General features: G+C 66.1%; 17 protein-coding genes. 7 read left to right on the forward strand and 10 right to left on the reverse strand.

The window, feature by feature from the left end; genetic code table 11:
- Positions 1–278: 278 nt before the first annotated feature.
- Entirely contained in the window at positions 279–1,007 is a 729-nt protein-coding gene (locus tag L0U80_RS25300) for a GNAT family N-acetyltransferase (protein WP_233872309.1), read from the forward strand.
- 28 nt (positions 1,008–1,035) lie between these two features.
- Here the strand turns inward: L0U80_RS25300 and L0U80_RS25305 are convergent, their stop codons facing one another.
- The 5 genes from L0U80_RS25305 to dbpA form a co-directional block, all read right to left on the reverse strand.
- Positions 1,036–3,843 (reverse strand): Hsp70 family protein, encoded by a 2,808-nt coding sequence (locus tag L0U80_RS25305; protein ID WP_233872312.1) that lies wholly within the window; start codon positions 3,841–3,843, stop codon positions 1,036–1,038.
- A gap of 5 nt (positions 3,844–3,848) precedes the next feature.
- The gene (locus L0U80_RS25310; RefSeq protein WP_233872316.1) at positions 3,849–5,696 is read right to left on the reverse strand and encodes an Hsp70 family protein; all 1,848 of its coding nucleotides are present in this window, start codon (positions 5,694–5,696) and stop codon (positions 3,849–3,851) included.
- Positions 5,693–6,301 (reverse strand): DUF2760 domain-containing protein, encoded by a 609-nt coding sequence (locus L0U80_RS25315; RefSeq protein ID WP_233872319.1) that lies wholly within the window; start codon positions 6,299–6,301, stop codon positions 5,693–5,695. The genes L0U80_RS25310 and L0U80_RS25315 overlap by 4 nt, the downstream gene beginning before the upstream one ends.
- A 367-nt stretch (positions 6,302–6,668) precedes the next feature.
- The gene (locus L0U80_RS25320; protein WP_233872322.1) at positions 6,669–6,980 is read right to left on the reverse strand and encodes a high-potential iron-sulfur protein; all 312 of its coding nucleotides are present in this window, start codon (positions 6,978–6,980) and stop codon (positions 6,669–6,671) included.
- A gap of 177 nt (positions 6,981–7,157) precedes the next feature.
- Positions 7,158–8,555 carry an ATP-dependent RNA helicase DbpA gene (gene dbpA / locus L0U80_RS25325; RefSeq protein WP_233872325.1) on the reverse strand — a complete coding sequence of 466 codons (1,398 nt, stop codon included), beginning with the start codon at positions 8,553–8,555 and terminating at the stop codon, positions 7,158–7,160.
- 289 nt (positions 8,556–8,844) lie between these two features.
- Between dbpA and L0U80_RS25330 the strand changes: the two genes are divergently transcribed.
- Positions 8,845–9,915, forward strand: a complete 1,071-nt coding sequence (locus L0U80_RS25330) for a diguanylate cyclase (RefSeq protein ID WP_233872328.1) — start codon at positions 8,845–8,847, stop codon at positions 9,913–9,915.
- A gap of 235 nt (positions 9,916–10,150) precedes the next feature.
- Here L0U80_RS25330 and L0U80_RS25335 read toward each other — a convergent pair whose 3' ends face one another.
- Positions 10,151–11,173: an NAD-dependent epimerase/dehydratase family protein gene (locus tag L0U80_RS25335; RefSeq protein ID WP_233872331.1), complete on the reverse strand. Its 1,023-nt coding sequence runs from the start codon at positions 11,171–11,173 to the stop codon at positions 10,151–10,153.
- Between the two features lie 98 nt (positions 11,174–11,271).
- On the opposite strand from L0U80_RS25335, the gene L0U80_RS25340 reads away from it, so the two are divergent.
- Complete coding sequence (locus tag L0U80_RS25340; protein WP_233872334.1) at positions 11,272–12,165, forward strand: LysR family transcriptional regulator; 894 nt, start codon at positions 11,272–11,274, stop codon at positions 12,163–12,165.
- A gap of 178 nt (positions 12,166–12,343) precedes the next feature.
- On the opposite strand, the gene L0U80_RS25345 is transcribed toward L0U80_RS25340, so the two are convergent.
- Positions 12,344–13,015 (reverse strand): Vgb family protein, encoded by a 672-nt coding sequence (locus L0U80_RS25345; protein ID WP_233872337.1) that lies wholly within the window; start codon positions 13,013–13,015, stop codon positions 12,344–12,346.
- Entirely contained in the window at positions 13,012–14,244 is a 1,233-nt protein-coding gene (locus L0U80_RS25350; RefSeq protein WP_233872340.1) for a helix-turn-helix domain-containing protein, read from the reverse strand. The genes L0U80_RS25345 and L0U80_RS25350 overlap by 4 nt, the downstream gene beginning before the upstream one ends.
- A gap of 127 nt (positions 14,245–14,371) precedes the next feature.
- Between L0U80_RS25350 and L0U80_RS25355 the strand changes: the two genes are divergently transcribed.
- The 4 genes from L0U80_RS25355 to L0U80_RS25370 all read left to right on the forward strand — a co-directional run bounded on the left by L0U80_RS25355 (position 14,372) and on the right by L0U80_RS25370 (position 17,700).
- Positions 14,372–15,139: a DUF899 domain-containing protein gene (locus L0U80_RS25355; RefSeq protein ID WP_233872342.1), complete on the forward strand. Its 768-nt coding sequence runs from the start codon at positions 14,372–14,374 to the stop codon at positions 15,137–15,139.
- A gap of 6 nt (positions 15,140–15,145) precedes the next feature.
- The gene (locus L0U80_RS25360; RefSeq protein WP_233872345.1) at positions 15,146–15,970 is read left to right on the forward strand and encodes a DUF2182 domain-containing protein; all 825 of its coding nucleotides are present in this window, start codon (positions 15,146–15,148) and stop codon (positions 15,968–15,970) included.
- A 121-nt stretch (positions 15,971–16,091) separates the two neighbouring features.
- On the forward strand, positions 16,092–17,195 hold the full coding sequence (locus L0U80_RS25365; RefSeq protein WP_233872347.1) for a GGDEF domain-containing protein: 1,104 nt from the start codon (positions 16,092–16,094) through the stop codon (positions 17,193–17,195).
- Between the two features lie 166 nt (positions 17,196–17,361).
- Positions 17,362–17,700 (forward strand): carboxymuconolactone decarboxylase family protein, encoded by a 339-nt coding sequence (locus tag L0U80_RS25370; protein ID WP_233873841.1) that lies wholly within the window; start codon positions 17,362–17,364, stop codon positions 17,698–17,700.
- A gap of 175 nt (positions 17,701–17,875) precedes the next feature.
- Here the strand turns inward: L0U80_RS25370 and L0U80_RS25375 are convergent, their stop codons facing one another.
- Together L0U80_RS25375 and L0U80_RS25380 are read right to left on the reverse strand one after the other, a co-directional pair.
- On the reverse strand, positions 17,876–18,205 hold the full coding sequence (locus L0U80_RS25375; protein ID WP_233872350.1) for a DUF2322 family protein: 330 nt from the start codon (positions 18,203–18,205) through the stop codon (positions 17,876–17,878).
- Positions 18,206–18,269: 64 nt separating this feature from the next.
- The gene (locus L0U80_RS25380) at positions 18,270–18,917 is read right to left on the reverse strand and encodes a glutathione S-transferase family protein (RefSeq protein ID WP_233872353.1); all 648 of its coding nucleotides are present in this window, start codon (positions 18,915–18,917) and stop codon (positions 18,270–18,272) included.
- Positions 18,918–19,019: the final 102 nt, after the last annotated feature.

Below are 19,019 nucleotides of genomic sequence, written 5' to 3' on the forward strand. Positions count from 1 at the left end.
GCACCACGACGACTGAGGTGCGATGAGCTGGAAAACGGTACGGTGGGATGCGTATAGCTATGACGTATTTGCGCGTACGCCGGTCCATGCGCCTCCGGGCTTCTCCGCGCCGAGCGTGACGTTGGGCTTTCAAGTCACGGCGCAGTTCTGAATGAAGGTGGCGATCCCGCATGCGCGATGACCGTGGCCCCACAAGACTGCCATCGCGTGGACCTTCCAGAGGAGCCACGAAAGACGTAGTCTTCTGCAATCACCCATCACACTCGCGGGAGCAGTCCTTGACACAGCGCCTTAACGAATTCGGCCAACCCATCGGAGAACCGGTCCCAGGCTGGACGCCGCGCGAGCGCCCCGCCGACGTCACCCTCACGGGCACCTGGTGCCGCCTCGAGCCGCTCGACGCGACGCGCCACGCGGACGATCTCCACGCTGCCTACCGTGCCGCGCCCGATAGCCGTAACTGGACCTACCTGGCCGTCGGCCCGTTCGAGACAGTCGACGACTACCGCCGCTACGCCGAAGGCGCGGCGCAAAGCGCGGACCCGAAGCACTATGCAGTGATCGACCTCAAGACGGGCCGTGCGGTGGGCACGTTGGCGCTGATGCGGCAGGACCCGGCCAACGGCGTTATCGAAGTGGGCAGCGTGACGTTCTCGCCGCTGCTCCAGCAGACGCCGCTCTCCACGGAGGCGCAGTACCTGCTCATGGCCTATGCCTTCGATACGCTTGGTTATCGCCGGTACGAGTGGAAGTGCGACAGCCTCAACGCGCCGTCGCGCAAGACGGCGCAGCGTCTGGGCTTCACCTTCGAGGGAATCTTCCGCCAGGCGGTGATGTACAAGGGACGCACGCGCGACACGGCGTGGTTCTCGATCATCGATACGGAATGGGCGTCGATCAAGCGCGCGTTCGCGGCGTGGCTGGTGCCGGAAAATTTCGATGAAGAGGGGCGTCAGCGTGCGTCGCTAGTGGCGCTACGCGACCGCGACAAGGGCCACGCTGCGTAATTGGCCGGACGATGAGGCCGTGCGTGCCTCATCCCCCGATCAACTTCAATCCGGCAGGCAGCGATTCGCCGAATACGCGTCCTGTATCGGCATTGTCGAGCGACACCACTTCGCGGACCATCTCGACCCACGCAAGCGGCGCATTCGCCGCTTCGAGCCGCCGGATGATGGTGTCGCGCACCGTCTGCGGGAGATCCCGCGAGCGGTCGCCGGTCATCGTTGCGATCTGCACGGCGGCAAACATCGCGGGCTCGACCTTGCGCCAGTTCAGTTCAAGGATGACGTCGATCCAGCGCGTCGCCACGTCGGGCGGCACGACGCCATGCGCGCTGCCGTAAAACGGCCGGCGCGCACCGATACGGCCGACCGCCCACCAGCTCTGCGGGTTTTCCGAAGACTGTTGAAGCCGCGCAAGCAGGCGTTCGGCAATCTGGATCTTGCGATCGACGTCGATGTGTTCGAGTGACGCGTACAGGCGAACCATGTCGCCCTGGCCCAGCTTCGACGGATCGAAGGGCAGTTTGTGGCGCTTCGCGCCCGCTGCCGCTTCGAGCCAGTCCATCGCTTCGAGCACCTGCTGCTGGGCCGCTTCGGAGAGCCCGCCCGCCGCGCGCCGCCAGAGCGTCCACCACTCCGACCACACCTGGCTATCGTTGACGTGCTGGATGCCGTCGTCGAACAGCGTCCACAGTTGTTCGACGCGCCATTCGTCGAGCGGATAGCCGAAGCCTGGCCGTACGCAGTAGCCGGCGAGGTTAAGCCACAGCCGTTCGTGATCGGCGGAACGTCGACGCCGGCCCGAGCGCTCCCACAGTGCGCCGAACAGTTCGCGCAGCAGCGCGCTATCCCAGGTTTCGCGCGGCCCGAGGCGTTGTTCGAGTTGCGCGCGCAGACGCTTTACTTCCTTCGGATCGACGTTCGCGGACCGTGGTCCGAACACGCGGTCGATGAGGCCGATCGCTTCGTCGAGCAACGGATGACGCTGCGTCGCCTCGGCGTTGTTTCCGGTGTCGTCTCGCCGGAGCTGGAATTCCAGCAGCCATCGTTGCGATGGATCGTCGGTGGCGATGCAGCGCACTTCGAGCGTGCCGAGTTCCGTTAGCGATGTCGTGAGCTTGACCTCACGCTCGCGCGGCGCGTTTGCGTCCACGCGTTGCACGATGGTGGCGAGCGGCGGCAGGCGCACGAAGTCGGCGCCGGAGAGATCGGCGATCTCGCCCGGTTGCCATGCCGTATCGGCGACCGTGGAGACCAGATGGAACTGCACGGGGTGTCCGAGCCGTAACGCGAACACACGATCGTCGAGACGCACTTCGTGCGCCTCTTCCGTGCCGCGCGGCAGCAGACATACGCCTCGCTGCGTTTCGGGGGCGCCGTCGAGCACGAGGAAATAACTGCGCGCAGAGCCGCCGCCGATGCGCGGCGCCTCGCCCGTGCGGGCCAGCGCATAGGCCACCGCGCCGCGTGCGACGGCGACATCCGGCTGGTCGTTTTGCAGGACGTGCAGCGCTTGCCCGCGCCATGTGCCGAGTGTATCGGCGAGGCGCGACGAAAGGGCCTGCGCGCGGAAAACGCCGCCATTGAGCAGCAGTGTGTCCGGCACCGGCACGGACGGCGCTTCGGTTTCGGCGAATGCGTCGCCCAACGCGTCGCGCGACTGCGCGGCGAACCGGTCGAGGAACGCAGCGATGTGACGCGTGATGGCCGGATCGGCGGCGTAGGGCAAGCCGAACTCGACGAGTGCTGCCCGCGAGCGTCGCGGCAGGTCGCGCGCGCCGCCCTTCGGAAAGAAGCCATCGACGACAACTTGTTCGACTTCCTCGCGACGCAGCTGCGTCGTGCGCGCGCCGCCTACCAGCCGCGCACCCGCGCCAAGCAGCGTGATCGGGACGCTATCGGGTGCCGCTTCGTCGAGCAGTTGTTCCTTCGCGCCGCGGCAGCGCTCAACAAGCTGCGAGAGGCTAGCAGCCGTTAGCCGCGTACCGGCTGGCTGCCCGGCAGCGAGTCGCGCTTCGACGAGATGCGCCAGCGCGAGATCCATGTTGTCGCCGCCGAGCATCAGATGATTGCCCACGCCGATGCGCGTCAACCGCGGCTCGCCGTCTTCGACATGCACCTTGATGAGCGTGAGGTCCGTCGTACCGCCGCCCACGTCGCAGACGAGCACGAGGCGCGTCTTTCCGAGCTCGGTGTCGAGCGTCGTGCGATGGTGATACAGCCAGTCGTAGAACGCGGCCTGCGGTTCTTCGAGCAGGCGCAACGCGGGCAATCCGGCGAGCCGTGCAGCTTCGAGCGTCAAGGCACGCGCGCCGTCGTCGAACGAGGCCGGCACGGTGAGGACCACATCCTGATCTTCGAGCGGCGCATGCGCGAAGCGGGCATTCCAGGCGTCGCGCACATGCACGAGATAGCTTGCGCTCGCGGCGACAGGCGAAACCTTCTGCGCGTCGTCGCTCGCGCCCCAGGGGAGGATCGGCGCGAGACGGTCGACCGACGCGTGCGAAAGCCAGCTCTTCGCACTGCTCACGAGCCGGCCCGGCACCTGCGCGCCGAGCGTGCGCGCGAGCCGGCCGATCACCGCCTCGTGCGCATCGCCCTCAACGCGTGATTGCGCGCTGCTCCATGGGAGGCGCAGATCGTCCGCAGCGAGTTCTCCCGGCGCCGGGTGATAACGTGCGGACGGCAGGAGCGGTTCGGCATGCACTTCGCCGAGGCCCACGAGCTGATCGACGTCGAAGACGCGGATCTCGCTGTTGTTCGCCGCGCCGCCTGCCTCGACGTAGGCGACAACGGTGTTGCTCGTTCCGAGATCAATGCCGACGAGGTATTGCTTCATCAAGCTCAGGCGTTGGCGCTGCCACGCACGTCGAATTCGACTTTCCAGCGCTCGTTCGTGCTGCTCGACAGTGCTTCGAGTTCGAGCGTGCCCGCTTCGGTCACGCGCGCGTGCAACTTCACCGGCACGACGTCGCCGGGCGTGCGGCCTTCGGGCGGCAGCGTCGCCTGGATTTCTTCGAGTTCCTGCAGTTCGTCGGGCGACCAGTAGTCGAGCATCGTGCCCACTTGATCCTGCCGCCGGACCGACGATCCGAAGAAGCGGAAGTGCACCGGTTCACCGACCACGAGTCCGAATTCCTGCGGCGGCAGCGCGGCGTCCGTGCCTTCTTCCATGCCGAAGGGCGCGACGCACAGCGCCGACACCGGCGGCTCCAGTCCGGGCACGGCGGGCATGGCCGATTCGATCGCGATGTAGTAAGCGCGCGCCGTGCCTCCGCGAATCCGCACGCCCTTGCCTCGCTTCACGTAGCCGTAGTACGCGGCGCCGCGTGCGACGGCGAGATCGAGGTCCGCGCCGCCGATCAGACGAGCGCTCGCGGCGCCGTCGGCGGCGAGCCAGCTGTTGAGGACACCGAGAATCCGTTCGGCCAGCAGCGCCGACTTGAACACGCCGCCGTTGAACAGCACAGCGGTCGGGTGCAGGAAGCTCGCACCTTCGTTCGGGGCAGTGGTCAGGCCCTGGAGTTCGGCCAGCGCGCCGACCTGCTTGCCGAGGAATGCCGCGAGGTGCCGCGTGATGCCGGCGTCCTGCGCGTAAGGCAGGCCGAGTTGCGTGAGGCCCGCGCGTGCGCGGCTCACGGGTCGCGCTGCGGCATCGACCTGCGGGAAGAAGCCTTCGAGAATGGTCTGCGTGAGTTCGGCGCGCGTGAGTTCGGTGCGGATCGATCCGCCGATCAGCTTCGATCCGCGGCTCGGCACGACGAGCGGCACGGCGTCGGCGGCGGGGTCGGAGAGCAGCGTTTCCTTGGCCGCGCGGCACGCGTAGGTGAGGGCGCGCAATTGCCACGGATCGGCCTGTGTGCCTTGGGCCGCGAGCTTGCGCGCGACGACGTGCGCGAGCGCGAGATCCATGTTGTCGCCGCCGAGCAGAATGTGCTCGCCGACCGCGACGCGATGGAGTTCGAGATTGCCTTCGCGCTCGACGACGGCGATCAGCGAGAGGTCGGTCGTACCGCCGCCCACGTCGATGACCAGAATGATGTCGCCGACCTTCACCTCTTTGCGCCACGCGCCGCCGCTTTTCTGGATCCAGCTATAGAGCGCGGCCTGCGGTTCTTCCAGCAGCGTCATGCGTGCGTAGCCGGCTGCCTGCGCAGCTTCGGCGGTCAGCTCGCGCGCGGCCGGATCGAACGAGGCCGGAATCGTGACGGTGATGTCCTGCTCGGCGAAAGGCGCGTCGGGATGCGCGTGGTCCCAGGCTTCGCGCAGATGCGTGAGATAGCGCACCGAGCTTTCGAGCGGCGAAACGCGCGCGACTTCAGGTGGCGCGTCGTTCGGCAGGATCGCCGCGCGCCGGTCCACGCCGGGATGGCACAGCCAGCTTTTGGCGCTCGACACGAGGCGGATCGGCGTGCCTGCGCCACGGCTGCGCGCGAGTTCGCCTACCGCGTAGTCGCGGCTTGCCGTCCACGGCAAGGTCAGATCGCCGGGCGTCAGTTCACCGGGATGCGGCAGATAGAGAAACGAAGGTAGCAGGCTGGGCGATTCGAGCGTGCCGGGCGCCGTGAGCTGCGCGATAGGCAGCACGCCCTGGCTGGTCTTCTCGCCATCGCTTGCCGTGCGGTCGACGTAAGACAGCGCGCTGTGCGTCGTGCCCAGGTCGATACCGATCGAAAAGCGCGGCTCGCTCATAGCTCCACCTCGGCGGGTGCGATCACCGTCACGTCGTGGGACTTGATGAGCTTCGGCAGCTTGACTTCGACGGCGCGCCAGCCGCGGTGCGCGATGCTGCCGTTAAAGGGCGCCTTGCCGACCACGTTGCCGGTGAGCCGGACAGCGGTGGCGTCGAAACCGTCGGGGATCGTGATGCGGCTGCCTTCGGCTTCGTCGCGCACGTGGCGGATCGTGAAGTGCTCGCGCAGCGTCGTGCGGCAACCGTCGTGAACGAGGCGCGCCGCAGCACCGATTTCGAAATCGGAATAGCTCGCGATGTCCTCTTCGACGAAGTCGATGAAGCGCGCGTTGCGCTGAAGCAGGCCCAGCAGCTGAAGGGCTGCATCGGGGCTCGCTTCTTCGATGGCGGGCGCCGGAGCTGGCGCGACGACGGGTGCCGGTTGGGGTGCGGAAACAGGGGCAGAAACAGGGGCAGAAGCGGGAACGGGAGCGGCGATGGGCGCCAGCGTGCCTTCGCGCAAACGGCGAACGTTCGCGGCAAGCGTGCTGTCGCCGAGGATGGCGAAAAACGATCCGACGGCGACGGAAAGCCGGCCGACGAACGAAAGATTCGATTCGGTCATGAAGAACTGCTCCTGGAGTCGCCTGAGAGGCGAGCGGGCCAGCCGGGCCTGGCGTTGCTCGTAGCGAGCATTGCAGGCAGTGGCCAGCGTGGGAAAGCCGAGCCCGGTGAGGGCTCAAAAGCGTTATTTTGCCTTGTTCTGGCGCTGAGCCGGGCAAAATACGGCCGCGAGGGCCGGATATGACGCCCGGCTGAGGGCGCAGCGTGGCGCCGGATCACGGCGAAGGAGGGTTACGCCCGGATATGTGCCAGGCTCGCGGGCGGCTATTTCGATCGACGCCGACTGGCGTGGGCGAACATGCGCATGTCGCCACCGTCGCCGCACGCGCGCAAGAGCCTCACGCTCGCGACGCGCGTCGTGACCGGTCTCAGGCCTTCTTCGTATATCCGCTGCACCAGCCGCCGCTATTGACGGTCTTGCCGCCGAAAAGCAGACAGGGGCCGCTCGCCGCTCCCGTCTTGCCCTGATACAGCTGGCAATTCGAACACGATTGGCCGGTTTGAAACGTCGGATACTTGGCTTTATCGACCTGCGCGGCATTGGCCTTGTAGCCGAGCGCCTGAGCCGTCGGATCGCTTTCGGAGACCGGCGGGGCATCGGCGCGTGCTTCGTCGAGGAGGATCGACGTCGACGCGAACGTGGCCGCGATGGCGATGAACTGGCGACGTGAACATGGCATTACAAGACTCCCTTTGAACATGCGCGCCTCGGGGAAAGGTTCGCGCGAGCGGTTGTTCGGGTTGGATCCTGCAGACACGAGCCTAAGCCTAAGTGTTGCCGTCGGGCATCGCAAGTTTTTTGCGATGCCTTCGATTCCCGGCGCGCAGAGCGGCGCCTCGCCTCGATGGCGCGAATCTCACTCGTCCATCAAACGCGCCTTGATCTTCTTGCCCTTGACCTTGCCCGCGTTGAGCTTGCGCAGCGCATCGCGCGCGATGCCACGCTCGACGGCCACGTAGGTTGAAAAATCGGTGACGTTGATCTTGCCGATCTGCTCGCCCTTGAATCCGGCTTCGCCGGTCAGCGCGCCCAGTACGTCGCCCGGGCGGATCTTTTCCTTGCGACCGCCGAGGATCTGCAGCGTTTCCATCGGCGGCAGCAGGGGCGTGTTGCTGGCGGGTTTCAACGAGGCGAGCGGGTGCCATTCGACTTCGCGCTTGAGCGCCTGTTCGATGCCGCCCACGCGCCCCATCTCGTCCATGGTCGCGAGGGAAAGCGCCCAGCCGTCCTGATCCGCGCGTCCCGTGCGGCCGATGCGGTGCACGTAGGTTTCGGGATCGGGCGTCACGTCCACGTTGATCACCGCTTCGAGCTGCGCGATGTCGAGACCGCGCGCGGCGACGTCGGTGGCAACGAGCACCGAGCAGCTTCGGTTGGCAAACTGGATCAGCACCTGGTCGCGTTCGCGCTGGTCGAGTTCGCCGTGCAGCGCGAGCGCATGAAAGCCCTGCGCGCGAAGTACGTCGAGCAGGTCGCGACACTGCTGCTTCGTGTTGCAGAACGCGAGCGTGCTCACCGGGCGATAGTGATTCAGCAGCATGCCGACCGTGTGCAGACGTTCGTCCTCGGTGACCTCGTAGAAGCGCTGACGAATCTTGCTATCGTCGTGATGTTCTTCGAATTTGACTTCCTTCGGATTGCGAAGGAATCGTTGACTGAGCTTCGCGATGCCGTCCGGATACGTCGCCGAAAACATCAACGTCTGGCGCTCTTTGGGGCATTGGCTGACCACTTTGGCGATGTCGTCGAAGAAGCCCATGTCGAGCATGCGGTCCGCTTCGTCGAGCACGAGCGTGTTCAGCGCTTCGAGCGCGAGGCTGCCGCGCTCCAGATGATCCATGATGCGTCCCGGCGTACCGACGATGATATGTGCGCCATGTTCGAGGCTCGCCGTCTGGGGGCGCATGGGCGTGCCGCCGCAGAGCGTCAGCACCTTGATGTTTTCCTCGGCGCGCGCAAGGCGGCGGATTTCCTGCGTGACCTGGTCGGCCAGTTCGCGCGTGGGGCAGAGGATCATCGCCTGTATGTCGAGGCGGCGCACATCGAGCCGCGACAGCAGCGCCAGCGAAAACGCCGCCGTCTTGCCGCTGCCGGTCTTCGACTGCGCGATGAGATCGTGTCCCGCGAGCGCGATGGGCAGGCTTTCGGCCTGGATGGGCGTCATTTCCGTGTAGCCGAGCCGGGTGAGGTTCTCGAGCATGGCGGGCGCGAGCGGTAGCGCGCTGAAGGGCGTGGCGGTGGATGAGTTCGTCATTCGGGGTCTCGCGCCGTGAGTCGCGGCAACGCTGCTTGTGGCCGACGTTGCGCAGGGGCGTTGGGTGGATCGGGAGGCGAAGAAAGTTCGCGCGTGCCGCGATTTTAGCGGAAGCGCGCGGGTGCGCCTTTTACTTCGTCGCGCCGCGCGCTGATAGGGCCAGATCATGTGCGACAGATCGTTGTGCACACAAGCGCCTTGCAGCAGACGGAGCCGCCAACCGATGGCACAATATGTCCTATCCCAAAATCCCTTCGTCCGGCGCAGCGCGACCGGCCTAAAAGCAAGAATGAACGCTGCAGCGAATAAAGAATCCGGCAAGGGACGGCGTTTCGTCGAACGCGTCTACCGCTTGCGGGTCGCCGGGCTCGGGCTGGGGATCTTCTGCGTTGCTTCGGTGCTCGCGCAGCAGGATCGCGGCTTTTTGATGTGGGCGCTGCTGGTATTTCACGGTTTCGTATGGCCGCACGTGGCGCGCCGCGCCGCGCTCGCCAGCGCGGTGCCGTATCGCGGCGAGCGCGTGAACCTCTTGATCGATTCGGTTCTCGGCGGCTTCTGGGTTGCCGCGATGCGCTTTAACGTGCTTCCGTCCGTGTTGATCCTCACGATGCTCAGCATGGACAACATCGCGGCTGGCGGCTTGATGCTCTTCAACTGGGGCGTCGTTGCGCATGTCGTGGGGCTGGCGGCGGGGTTGCTCCTGCTCGGCTTTGCCTTCGAGCCGATGTCGAGCATGCCGACCATTCTCGCCTGCCTGCCGTTCATGGTGATCTATCCGATCGCGCTCGGCTGGTCCACCTATCGGATCTCGCGCAAGCTCGCGGACCAGAGTCGTTCGCTCGAGCGCCTGAGCCGCACCGACGGTCTTACCGGCATCCTCAATCGCCGCACGTGGGAGGGCGTACTCGCCCACGAATTCGAGCGCAGCCTTGCAAGCGGCTATGCGTCGTCGCTGTTGCTCGTCGATCTCGATCACTTCAAGAACCTCAACGACACGCGCGGTCACACGGCAGGCGATGCCGCGTTGCAGGCGTTCGCCGGGATACTGCGCGAGCACTTTCGCGACGGCGGCCACATCGGCCGCTACGGCGGTGAGGAGTTCGGCATTGTGCTGCCGGGCGCGACGCTGGCGCAGGCACGGGCCGTCGCCGAACGGCTGGTCGCCACGGTGCGCGAGTATGCGTCGAGGGACGACGCGGTCTGCCCGTGCACGGCCAGCGTCGGCGTGGCGCAGTGCGACGAGGCCATGCGCGATCACATCTCATGGCTGCAGAAGGCCGACACGAGTCTCTATGCCGCGAAAGTGGCTGGGCGCGATCGCGTGGTTGTGGCGCACGCGGCGCCGGTCGCGGATGATTGAGCGCTTTGATTTGCGCGTGTGAGTCGCGTGGCGGTCGCGACGGCTCGCATGCGCACGCCAAGCACGCCAAGCACGCCAAGCACGCCAAGCACGCCAGGCACGCCAGGCACGCCAGGCACGCCAGGCACGCCAGGCACGCCAAGCACGCCAAGCACGCCAAGCACGCCAACCGCGCCAACCACACCAGGCACGCACCGCTGGAACCGTCCTCGCTGACCGGCCCACGCCCGCGAGACTATTTCCCCTGAAGCGTCGGAGCGACCCCCTCGGGTGATCCGAGGCAGCCGAGGCTCGCCAGCGTTGTTTCGACCGCCGCGTCGAGCGCCGTGTGCGGTTCACGGCCCAGCGTTGCGACGAGCCGCGCGTTATCGAGCTGGACCGGTTCGCGCCACAGGTAGCGCATTTCGAGCATTTCGCGCAGCGTCGTCACAAAGGGCGCAGCGGCGAAGACGAGGGGCCACGGAAATCGGCGCTTCACGACTTCCAGACCGTGGCGGTGCGCTACCCGGGAAATCGCTGCGGCCATCTGCGTGCCGTCGGCGTCCCAGTGTCCGGCCAGGTGAAACGTCGCGAACGGCGCCAGCGTCGAGCGTCGCGCGATCAATTCGACCATCGTGCGCGCGACGTCCGGCACGTAGGCCCATTCATGCCCCACGCCGGGCTTTCCCGGTAGCCGGACCACGCGAAGCGGTTTGCCCGCTTCGATCAGTCCCTGCGAAAACCAGCTATTTCCCACAACGTGCGGACCGAAAAAATCGCCTGCACGCACGACGATCGTTCGCACGCCGTGTTCCGCGGCGGCCTGCAATTGCCGCTCCATTTCGACGCGGATGGCGCCCTTTCGCGTGCGCGGCCGTTGTGGCGCGTCTTCACGCAAAAGCGGAAACGCATCCGGCCCGTAGTTGTAAACCGTGCCGGGGAACACGATAGTCGCGCCTGCCGCCTGCGCCGCTGCGATCGTGTTGCCGAGCATGGGCAGCACGAGTTGCGGCCAGCGGCGGTAGCCCGGCGGATTGACTGCGTGGACGATCACCGTGCAACCCTGCGCGACGCGCACGACCGCTTCGCGATCCATGGCGTCGCCCTCGTGCCATTCGATGCCGTCGCCGGCCTTCGCTGCCTTCCCGGGATGCCGATGAAGCGCGCGCACCCGCCATCCAGCGTCCAGCAACTGGCGCGCGACTTCGCCGCCGATCCCACCCGTCGCGCCAAGTACCAGCGCCAGTTTGTCCGTCGTTTGAAGGGAAGTGAGTGCCACGTCGATTCTCCGGTTTCAATGCTGCGATGGAGGCATTCTGCGCCTTCGACGGCACACAAGAAATTGGCGAAATGACGACATCAGCTATACATTTATGTATGGCCTCGAACCTCAACTGGGAACTCTACCGGACCTTCCTCGCGGTGCTGACGGAAGGCTCACTGTCGGGCGCTGCGCGTGCGCTCGGCATCACGCAGCCAACGGCGGGGCGGCATATCGAGGCGCTTGAAGCGGCGTTCGGGCAGCCGCTTTTCACGCGATCGCAGACCGGCTTGCTGCCCACCGAAGCGGCGAGCGCATTGCGCGGCTACGCCGAGGCGATGCGCAGTACCGCGGCGGCGCTGGAGCGTGCGGCCGCAGGCCACGGCGCGGCGACGAGCGGCGTGGTGCGCATTTCGGCAAGTGAGGTGATCAGCGTGGAGGTGTTGCCGCCCGTGATTGCGGAGTTGCGGCGCACACATCCGGGGCTCGTCGTCGAACTGGTGGCGACCAATCGCGTGCAGGATCTGCTGCAACGGGAGGTCGATATCGCGGTTCGCATGACGCAGCCGAAACAGGAAATGCTGATTGCGAGGCGTATCGGCTCAGTGGAGGTGGGTCTCTTCGCGCGCGACGATTACCTCGCGGAACGCGGCACGCCGTCGACCGTCGACGACCTCGCGGCCCACGCGCTGATCGGATTCGACGAAGCAACACCGTACCTGCGCGCCGCGACGAAGCAGTTGCCACTCTGGCGTCGCGACGCTTTCGCGATCCGCACTAGCAGCGATGTCGCGCAACTCGCCATGATCCGCGCGGGGTGTGGCATCGGCTTTTGCCAGACAGGCGTGGCGCGGCGCGATGCGCGGCTCGTTCGCGTGCTGGCGAAGCCGTGCGCGTTGGGTCTCGACACGTGGATCACCATGCACGAGGATTTGCGCGGCAATCCGCGTTGCAGGGCGGCGTTCGACGCGCTGGCGCAAGGGTTGAGCGCGTATATCGCAGGTGGCTGATTGAGGCGGCACGCGAGATGACGGTTCGTCTCCGGCGCGATGACATAGCCCGTTGACGCTCGACCCGGCGTATTCAAACAACCGGAAACACCCAGCGCGCCGCGCAATATCTTCAACCGATGCAGTTAGCTGCAACGTTCATCGCTCTCACTAGCGCGACGTATCACAACGCTCCGGCTCACTCCGTAGTCGAATCGGCGTCCGCTACAGCCGCTTCACGCGCCGGCTTCCGCACGGCCCGCACCTTGCCGCTATCGCCGCCGCCGCAGTAGAACCGGTCGCGACCATCGGATTCGAGTCCCGATACACCCATGCCCGCAGGCATGACAAGCTGTTCGAGCACTTCGCCCGTGGCGGGGTCGATATGGCGCAACTCGCTCTCCTGATTCTCCCAGGTGCCGTGCCAGAGTTCGCCGTTCGCCCAGGTCACACCCGTAACGAACCGGTTCGATTCGATCGTGCGCAGAATCGCCCCGGTTTGCGGATCGAGTTGATGGATCTTGCGTTCCTGGTAGCGCCCCACCCAGAGGCTGCCTTCCGCCCACGCGAGTCCGCTGTTGCCGCCGCCTTCGGGCGAGGGAATCGTCGCAACGACTCGCCCGCTTGCAGGATCGATCTTCTGGATCGCGGCACCGTCGATCTGATAGAGATGCTGGCCATCGAAGGCCGTGCCGGCGTGCGAGGGCGCTTCGATCGAGCGCACAGTCTCGCCGCTTGCCAGATCGAGTTCGTTCACCTTGTCGCCCGACGCAAACCATACGTGATGGCCGTCGTACGTGACGCCATTGACTTTGTCGATGCCCGCGAACGGGCCGTATTCGCGGACGACTTCCGCGGGTACTGGCTTCATGGTGAATCCTCGTCGGTTGGGAGTGAGGAGGGGAGTAACAAAGTCGTCGCGAATCCAGGTGCGGGCGGGGTGGTCCAGCGCCGCGCGCGTCCGCGGCCGAACGACTGGATCTTGTTCGTTGCCGCCAATGCATCGAGGGCGCGCTGCACGGTGCGCTGACTGGCCCCCAGCGCGAGCGCCAGCGACGAACTCGACCAGGACTCGCAGTCGGCGAGCAGCGCGAGCACGGCTGCGTGCGGCTCTTCGATCGGGCGCGCCAGCACCACGATTTCGCGCGCGACGTGGGGCGTAATCGTGAAGCCGCGATTCGTTGCGTGTATGCCCGCAAGCGGTCGCAGCGCCGTGCGCAGACGGCCCATCTCCACGCGCAGACGTGCGCGATGCGTTTCGTCCGCGTGCTTCGTGCGAAACGCACGCTCGATGAGCGCGTCGCGCGGTACGTCGGCGGGCCACGCTTCAGCCAGCGCTCGGGCGAGCACGAAGAGCACCGGGCGCCGCGCGAGCGCGATCACGGTGCCCGCTTCGCGCACGGCATGGCGGCACGCATCCACGACGAACGTCTTCGACATCAGCAGCGCTTCAACTTCGGCGAGCAGCAGCGTTCGTTCCGTGCCGTTCGCGAGCAGGCGCGCCGCGGGCGCGCGCAGGACGGCGCTAACACTGTCGACCTCGGCGAGGAGCGCGGGGATGCCCGCGCGGCGTGCGGCTTGCGCGGCCTGCGCGAGCGCGCTGCGGGCCGCCTGTGTCTGGAGACGGCGCATGGCGATGCCGGCGATGGCCAGTTCGTGGGCCGCGGCGAGCGCGGGCGGCAAAGCGGTGGAATCGATCGCGGCAAGGTGGTCCTCGGCGGCGTCGAGGCGGCCGATCAGAACGAGGCGGCGGACTTCCAGTTGTCGCGCATGCGCGGCGTTCGCGAGGTCGCCGTGCATCTCCAGCGTCGTGCGCGCGGCATCGAGCGAGTGCTGAGGCCAGCCGAGGTCGCGCGAGGCGAGCGCGATCTCGGCCTCGGCGACGACGCAGCGCGCGCGGGCCACCGGCGCTTTCGGGCCGAACGCGCGCGCCGCATCGCGCACGAGCGTGCGGGCGCGTTCGAAGTCGCCGAGCTGCGCAATCGCGATGCCGCGCAGCGCGAGCGCAGGCGCATCGTCGCGCAGCGCGACGCGGTTCAGCGCGCCGAACGGATCACCGGCCGCGAGCGCGCGCGCGGCGGCTGAGATGTTCGAGTCCATCGGAATCCCGCCACACTTGTCACTCCCAGGGTCGGAGGCCGGCAACTAATCTAGCACACGAGTACCGGCGCGCTTGCTCATCTCGCGGGCCGGATGTTTCGACGATGACCATCGCAAGGAGGGAAGCATGAGCACGAAGCATACGACCGGGACGCGCGAAGAATGGCTGGCTGCGCGCCTCGAACTGTTGGCCGCCGAAAAGGCGCTGACGCATCGCAGCGACGAAGTCGCGCTCCAACGCCAGGCATTGCCGTGGGTGCGTATCGACAAGACCTATCGCTTCGACACCGAAGACGGGCCCGCGACGCTCGCCGATCTCTTCAAGGGCCGCTCGCAACTGCTCGTCTATCACTTCATGTTCGGGCCGGATTACAAAGCGGGCTGCCCGTCGTGCTCGTCGATTGCGGACGGCTTGAACGGCGCCTTCATTCACCTCGCGAATCACGATGTCACGCTGATGGCCGTGTCCCGCGCGCCGCTCGCGAAACTGCTGGCTTACCGGCAGCGCATGGGGTGGACGTTTCCGTGGGCGTCCTCGTCCGATAGCGATTTCAACTTCGATTACAACGTGTCGTTCTCGGAGGTTCAGGAGCGCGAGGGCAGCGTCGAATACAACTACCAGCGCGGCGGTCACGCGATGGATATGACGCCCGTCCCCAAGCCCGTCGAGGAGTTCGCGGCCAGTTGCGGGACGGATGGCCAGACCTATCGCCGCGACCGGCCCGGCATCAGCGCGTTCGTGATGGAGGACGGTGAGATCTATCACACGTATTCGGCCTACGCGCGCGGCGTGGACGCGATCTGGGGCATGTATCAGTGGCTCGACCGCGCACCGCTCGGGCGCAACGAGACGGGCATCTGGTGGCGCCGTCACGACGAGTACAGCGCGCGGTGACGTGTGATGCGCGCCCAGCCCGTCACCGAGATCTGCGCGCGCATGCGAAAGCGCGTGCACGCAGGCGCCTGGATCGGCGTCGCCGCGCTGTTTTTCTGCGTGGCCACGACATTGACGATCGCGATCTGCACGTCGATGTCGTCGAAGGGCGGCATGCCGATGCCGGGCGGCTGGACGATGTCGATGGCCTGGGCGCGCCTGTGCGGTCAAACCTGGCCGGGCGCGGCGGCTTCGTTCATCGCCATGTGGTCCGCGATGACGGTGGCGATGATGCTGCCCGCGCTGATGCCCGCGCTCTCGCGTTACCGCGCGGCAGCGACGGGTCAGGGGCCGGCGCGTGCGGGATGGTTCGTGCTGCAGGTCGCGTTGGGCTATTTCGCGTTGTGGGTCGCGCTGGGTGTCGCGTTGTATCCGGTGGGCGCGTGTCTGGCCGCGCTGGCGTTGTGCGTCAGCGCTTTCTCGCGCGCCGTTCCCTTCATGGCCGGCGTGATCGTGCTGCTGGCCGGTGCGTTTCAGTTGAGCATCGCGAAGGCGCGTTTTCTTGCGTGCTGCCGCGCGGCATCGCCGCAAAGCTTTGCGCGGTATGGCGCCATGGGGGCGGCGTGGCGTCACGGCGCGCGGCTCGGTTGGTATTGCATCGGCTGCTGTGCGGGGCTCACGGCGATGGTGCTCGTGGTCGGCGTCATGGATCTGCGTGCCATGGCGCTTGCCGCCGTCGCGATCAGCGGCGAGCGTTTCGCGCGCAATGGTGCGCGCGTGGCGCGGATCGTCGGCGGTTGCCTGCTGGCGGCGGGCGGGGTCATGCTCGCGAAGGCGGGTGGCTTCGCATGACGGCGTTGTCGTGCGCGGTGGATGCGGTTCGTCGCGAATGTACAATCGTGCCGCGCACAAAAGCCTAAATCGCAGCGCATAACTGTCGTTATCCCGTCTATTGTCCCTCGCCGAGCGACCCGTGACCGAGCCGAACACCCTGTCCAAGCGTCTGCGCAAGCTGATCGATACCGTCCAGCACAACGAGCGCACCCTCCAGCGTTTTCAGCAGATCGAAGTCCGCCTCATCAGCGTCGACGATTTCGCGGCGCTGCTCGACACCCTCGTGACCGATCTCGCGCGGGCGTTCGACCTGTCGGTGGTGACCCTCTGGCTCGACGCGCGCGTACCGTATATCGGCGAACTGCTGCACGGCGACTCCGGTCCCGTAGCGGACTCTCGCAACTTGCGCGGCGGCCACGCCGACGAACGCGGGTTGGTGTTGCCCGGCGAGCCCGGCGCGGCGTGGCTCGGCCAGCCCACGGATCTGCCGCCCGCGTTGCGCGCCGAGTTCTTCGACCCCGTGGATGAGCCGCGAAGCGCCGCGATCCTGCCAATCGAAAGCGGCGCGGGCGTGTGCGCTTATCTGTGCCTCGGCAGCGCGGATGCCACCCGCTTCACCGCCGACATGGCCACGGATTTGCTGCAACGCTTCGCGGTCTTCGTGAGTGCCGGGCTCGTGAATGTCGTGCATCGCCAGCGGCTCAGGCGCCAGGGCGTGACCGACGCGCTGACCGCACTCCCTAACCGTCGCTACTTCGACGCGCGGCTGCGCGAGGAAATCCAGCGCGCAGCACGTGTGGCGGGGCCGGTAGCGTGCCTTGTCATCGATATCGATCTGTTCAGGCAATTCAACGACACCTTCGGTCACGACGCGGGCGACCGCGCGCTCATGGCGGTCGGTTCCTGCATCCGTCGCACGGTGCGGCAAGGCGAAACGGTGGCGCGCTATGGTGGCGAGGAGTTTGTCGCGCTCGTGCAGGGTGACACGCGCCGGGCCTGTATCGCGGCGGAACGCGTGCGTGCTGCCGTGGAAGCGCTCGTGATTCACGACGACCGCGGCGCGCCGTTGCACCTGACGGTTTCGATCGGTGTGGCCGCGCGGGCCATCAAGCAGATCAGCACCGACACGTCCGACACGGCGAATGCGTTGATCGAGGAGGCCGACCGTGCGATGCAACTTGCCAAATCCAGCGGTCGCAACCGCGTCGAGGCGCACCAGGCGGATGCAGGCGCCGCGGCTTGAGTCGCACTGCTGCGGCTCAGGCCAGCGTGACCTCTCCTATACTTTCTCCCGACTGGTCCATTCGAAGGCTTCCGGCCCCGCTGCGGACGCGAGCAGGTTCGTGATCGTCCCGTGAGGTCTTGCACCTCGATTCGTCCGGCACTAATCCACCGGGAGAAATAGCATGATGCTCGACTGGGACGACTACCTTCAGCAGTTGAAGACCACGATCGGTGAGATCGGCAAGCTCAGCCCGAAGACCCTCCACGGTTACCAGGAATTGGCGACCGCAGGCAGCGCAACCGGCCAGCTCGATCCGAAGATTCGCGAGCTGATTTCACTGGCCGTAGCAGTGACGCTGCGCTGCGACGGCTGCATCACCACTCACACGAGCGCTGCGATCAAGCATGGTGCGACGCGCGAGGAAATCGCGGAGGCACTCGGCGTGGCAATTTCAGTGAATGCGGGTGCGGCGCTTGTGTACTCCGCGCGCGTCATGGATGCGTATGTACAGAAGACGGCATGACGTGTGGATGGGCGTCGTCGTCTGGTAGTGCGCGGTTCAGACGCGGCAGCAGTAGCCGAGTCTGTGCGATTTATATTGAGGATCGCTGAGTATTGCGCTGTGCCTGAGCACGGTAGGAGAGCGCGATGTGCCGCTAATGACGCGGCCCGGTAAGCACCGGACCGCGTCGCGACTATCAGGCCGTGGTGACGTCGATGCGCAAGGCTTCGGCGCCTGCAACGATAGCGAGCAGGCGGTCGACGTTGGGATGCGCGCCGGGGCGGTTACGGGCGTCGATGGTGTGCTCGGCGAATACGGCGAGACCGTGTTCGGCGGCACGTGCGTCGAGCGTGCCGAACGTCTGCTTCAGATAGTGGTAGACGGCGAGCGAACCTTGCTTGCCCGGCTGGTTTTCGATGGTTGCCACCACCGTGCCTTGCCCGTCAACGAGATCGATGCGTGCGATACCCTCGATGGTGGGCAGTTGAGCCAGATTGTCCTTGAATACAGTGCCTGGTTGAATCATTCAAATCACTTCGTTAGTTGGGGAAAATGGATCGGCCGGACGCCGCCTGGATGCTGCGATGGCCTCACACCAACGGCTGAGCGATGCCCTCGGTCTTGAATGCGCGCGCGACGGCCGGACGTTCGAGCATGCGCTGCAGATACGCGCCAAGCCGCGGCCACGTCCGCGCCGGACGATGAAGGCCGCGTGTCCACCGGCAGAGCATCAGCGCGTAGGGATCGAGCGCGGTATAGGCATCGCCGAGCAGCCACGGGCCGCCAGACGTTTCCAGTTGCGCCTCAAGCTGATCGAGCAGCGTGGCGATCTTCGCTTCGGCATGGGACTGGACCTGCCGGGCGCCATCGGCGTTTCCGGCTTCGACCCAGCGGTCCGGGTAGAAGTAGACGATCAACGTAGCCTGCAGCGTGTTCGTGAGCCACATGAGCCATTTGTAGAACTCGGCGCGTTGCGGCGTACCCAGAGCGGGGACGAGGGCACGCTCTGGATGCGTATCGGCGAGATGCAGGCAGATCGCGGCCGACTCGTAGGGGACGAGGTCGCCGTCGACGAGCGCTGGAATCAGGCCGTTCGGATTCAGCTTCAAGTACTCGTCGGATTTGTGCTCGTCCTTCATGCGATCGACGAGCTTCAGTTCGAAAGGCTGGCCGATTTCTTCGAGCACGATGTGGGGCGCCATGCTCGCGGTGCTGGGGTAATAGAACAGCGTCGTCATTGAGGTTTTATTCTCGATCGGGAAAGGTGGCTTCGAACACAATACAGCCGCATATTATTGCAGGAAGGCATGGGGAATCGTATGTCGTTGCGTACGCATGCA

Source organism: Paraburkholderia adhaesiva (assembly GCF_021390575.1).
In the GTDB taxonomy this organism is placed as follows: domain Bacteria; phylum Pseudomonadota; class Gammaproteobacteria; order Burkholderiales; family Burkholderiaceae; genus Paraburkholderia; species Paraburkholderia adhaesiva.

Coding starts and splice junctions, on each gene's coding strand:
- L0U80_RS25320 (WP_233872322.1), bottom strand. CDS start 6,980: ATGCCATGTTCACGTCGCCAGTTCATCGCCATCGCGGCCACGTTCGCG.
- L0U80_RS25310 (WP_233872316.1), bottom strand. CDS start 5,696: ATGAGCGAGCCGCGCTTTTCGATCGGTATCGACCTGGGCACGACGCAC.
- L0U80_RS25355 (WP_233872342.1), top strand. CDS start 14,372: ATGAGCACGAAGCATACGACCGGGACGCGCGAAGAATGGCTGGCTGCG.
- L0U80_RS25315 (WP_233872319.1), bottom strand. CDS start 6,301: ATGACCGAATCGAATCTTTCGTTCGTCGGCCGGCTTTCCGTCGCCGTC.
- L0U80_RS25380 (WP_233872353.1), bottom strand. CDS start 18,917: ATGACGACGCTGTTCTATTACCCCAGCACCGCGAGCATGGCGCCCCAC.
- dbpA (WP_233872325.1), bottom strand. CDS start 8,555: ATGACGAACTCATCCACCGCCACGCCCTTCAGCGCGCTACCGCTCGCG.
- L0U80_RS25350 (WP_233872340.1), bottom strand. CDS start 14,244: ATGGACTCGAACATCTCAGCCGCCGCGCGCGCGCTCGCGGCCGGTGAT.
- L0U80_RS25345 (WP_233872337.1), bottom strand. CDS start 13,015: ATGAAGCCAGTACCCGCGGAAGTCGTCCGCGAATACGGCCCGTTCGCG.
- L0U80_RS25340 (WP_233872334.1), top strand. CDS start 11,272: ATGGCCTCGAACCTCAACTGGGAACTCTACCGGACCTTCCTCGCGGTG.
- L0U80_RS25305 (WP_233872312.1), bottom strand. CDS start 3,843: ATGAAGCAATACCTCGTCGGCATTGATCTCGGAACGAGCAACACCGTT.
- L0U80_RS25360 (WP_233872345.1), top strand. CDS start 15,146: ATGCGCGCCCAGCCCGTCACCGAGATCTGCGCGCGCATGCGAAAGCGC.
- L0U80_RS25370 (WP_233873841.1), top strand. CDS start 17,362: ATGCTCGACTGGGACGACTACCTTCAGCAGTTGAAGACCACGATCGGT.
- L0U80_RS25375 (WP_233872350.1), bottom strand. CDS start 18,205: ATGATTCAACCAGGCACTGTATTCAAGGACAATCTGGCTCAACTGCCC.
- L0U80_RS25330 (WP_233872328.1), top strand. CDS start 8,845: ATGAACGCTGCAGCGAATAAAGAATCCGGCAAGGGACGGCGTTTCGTC.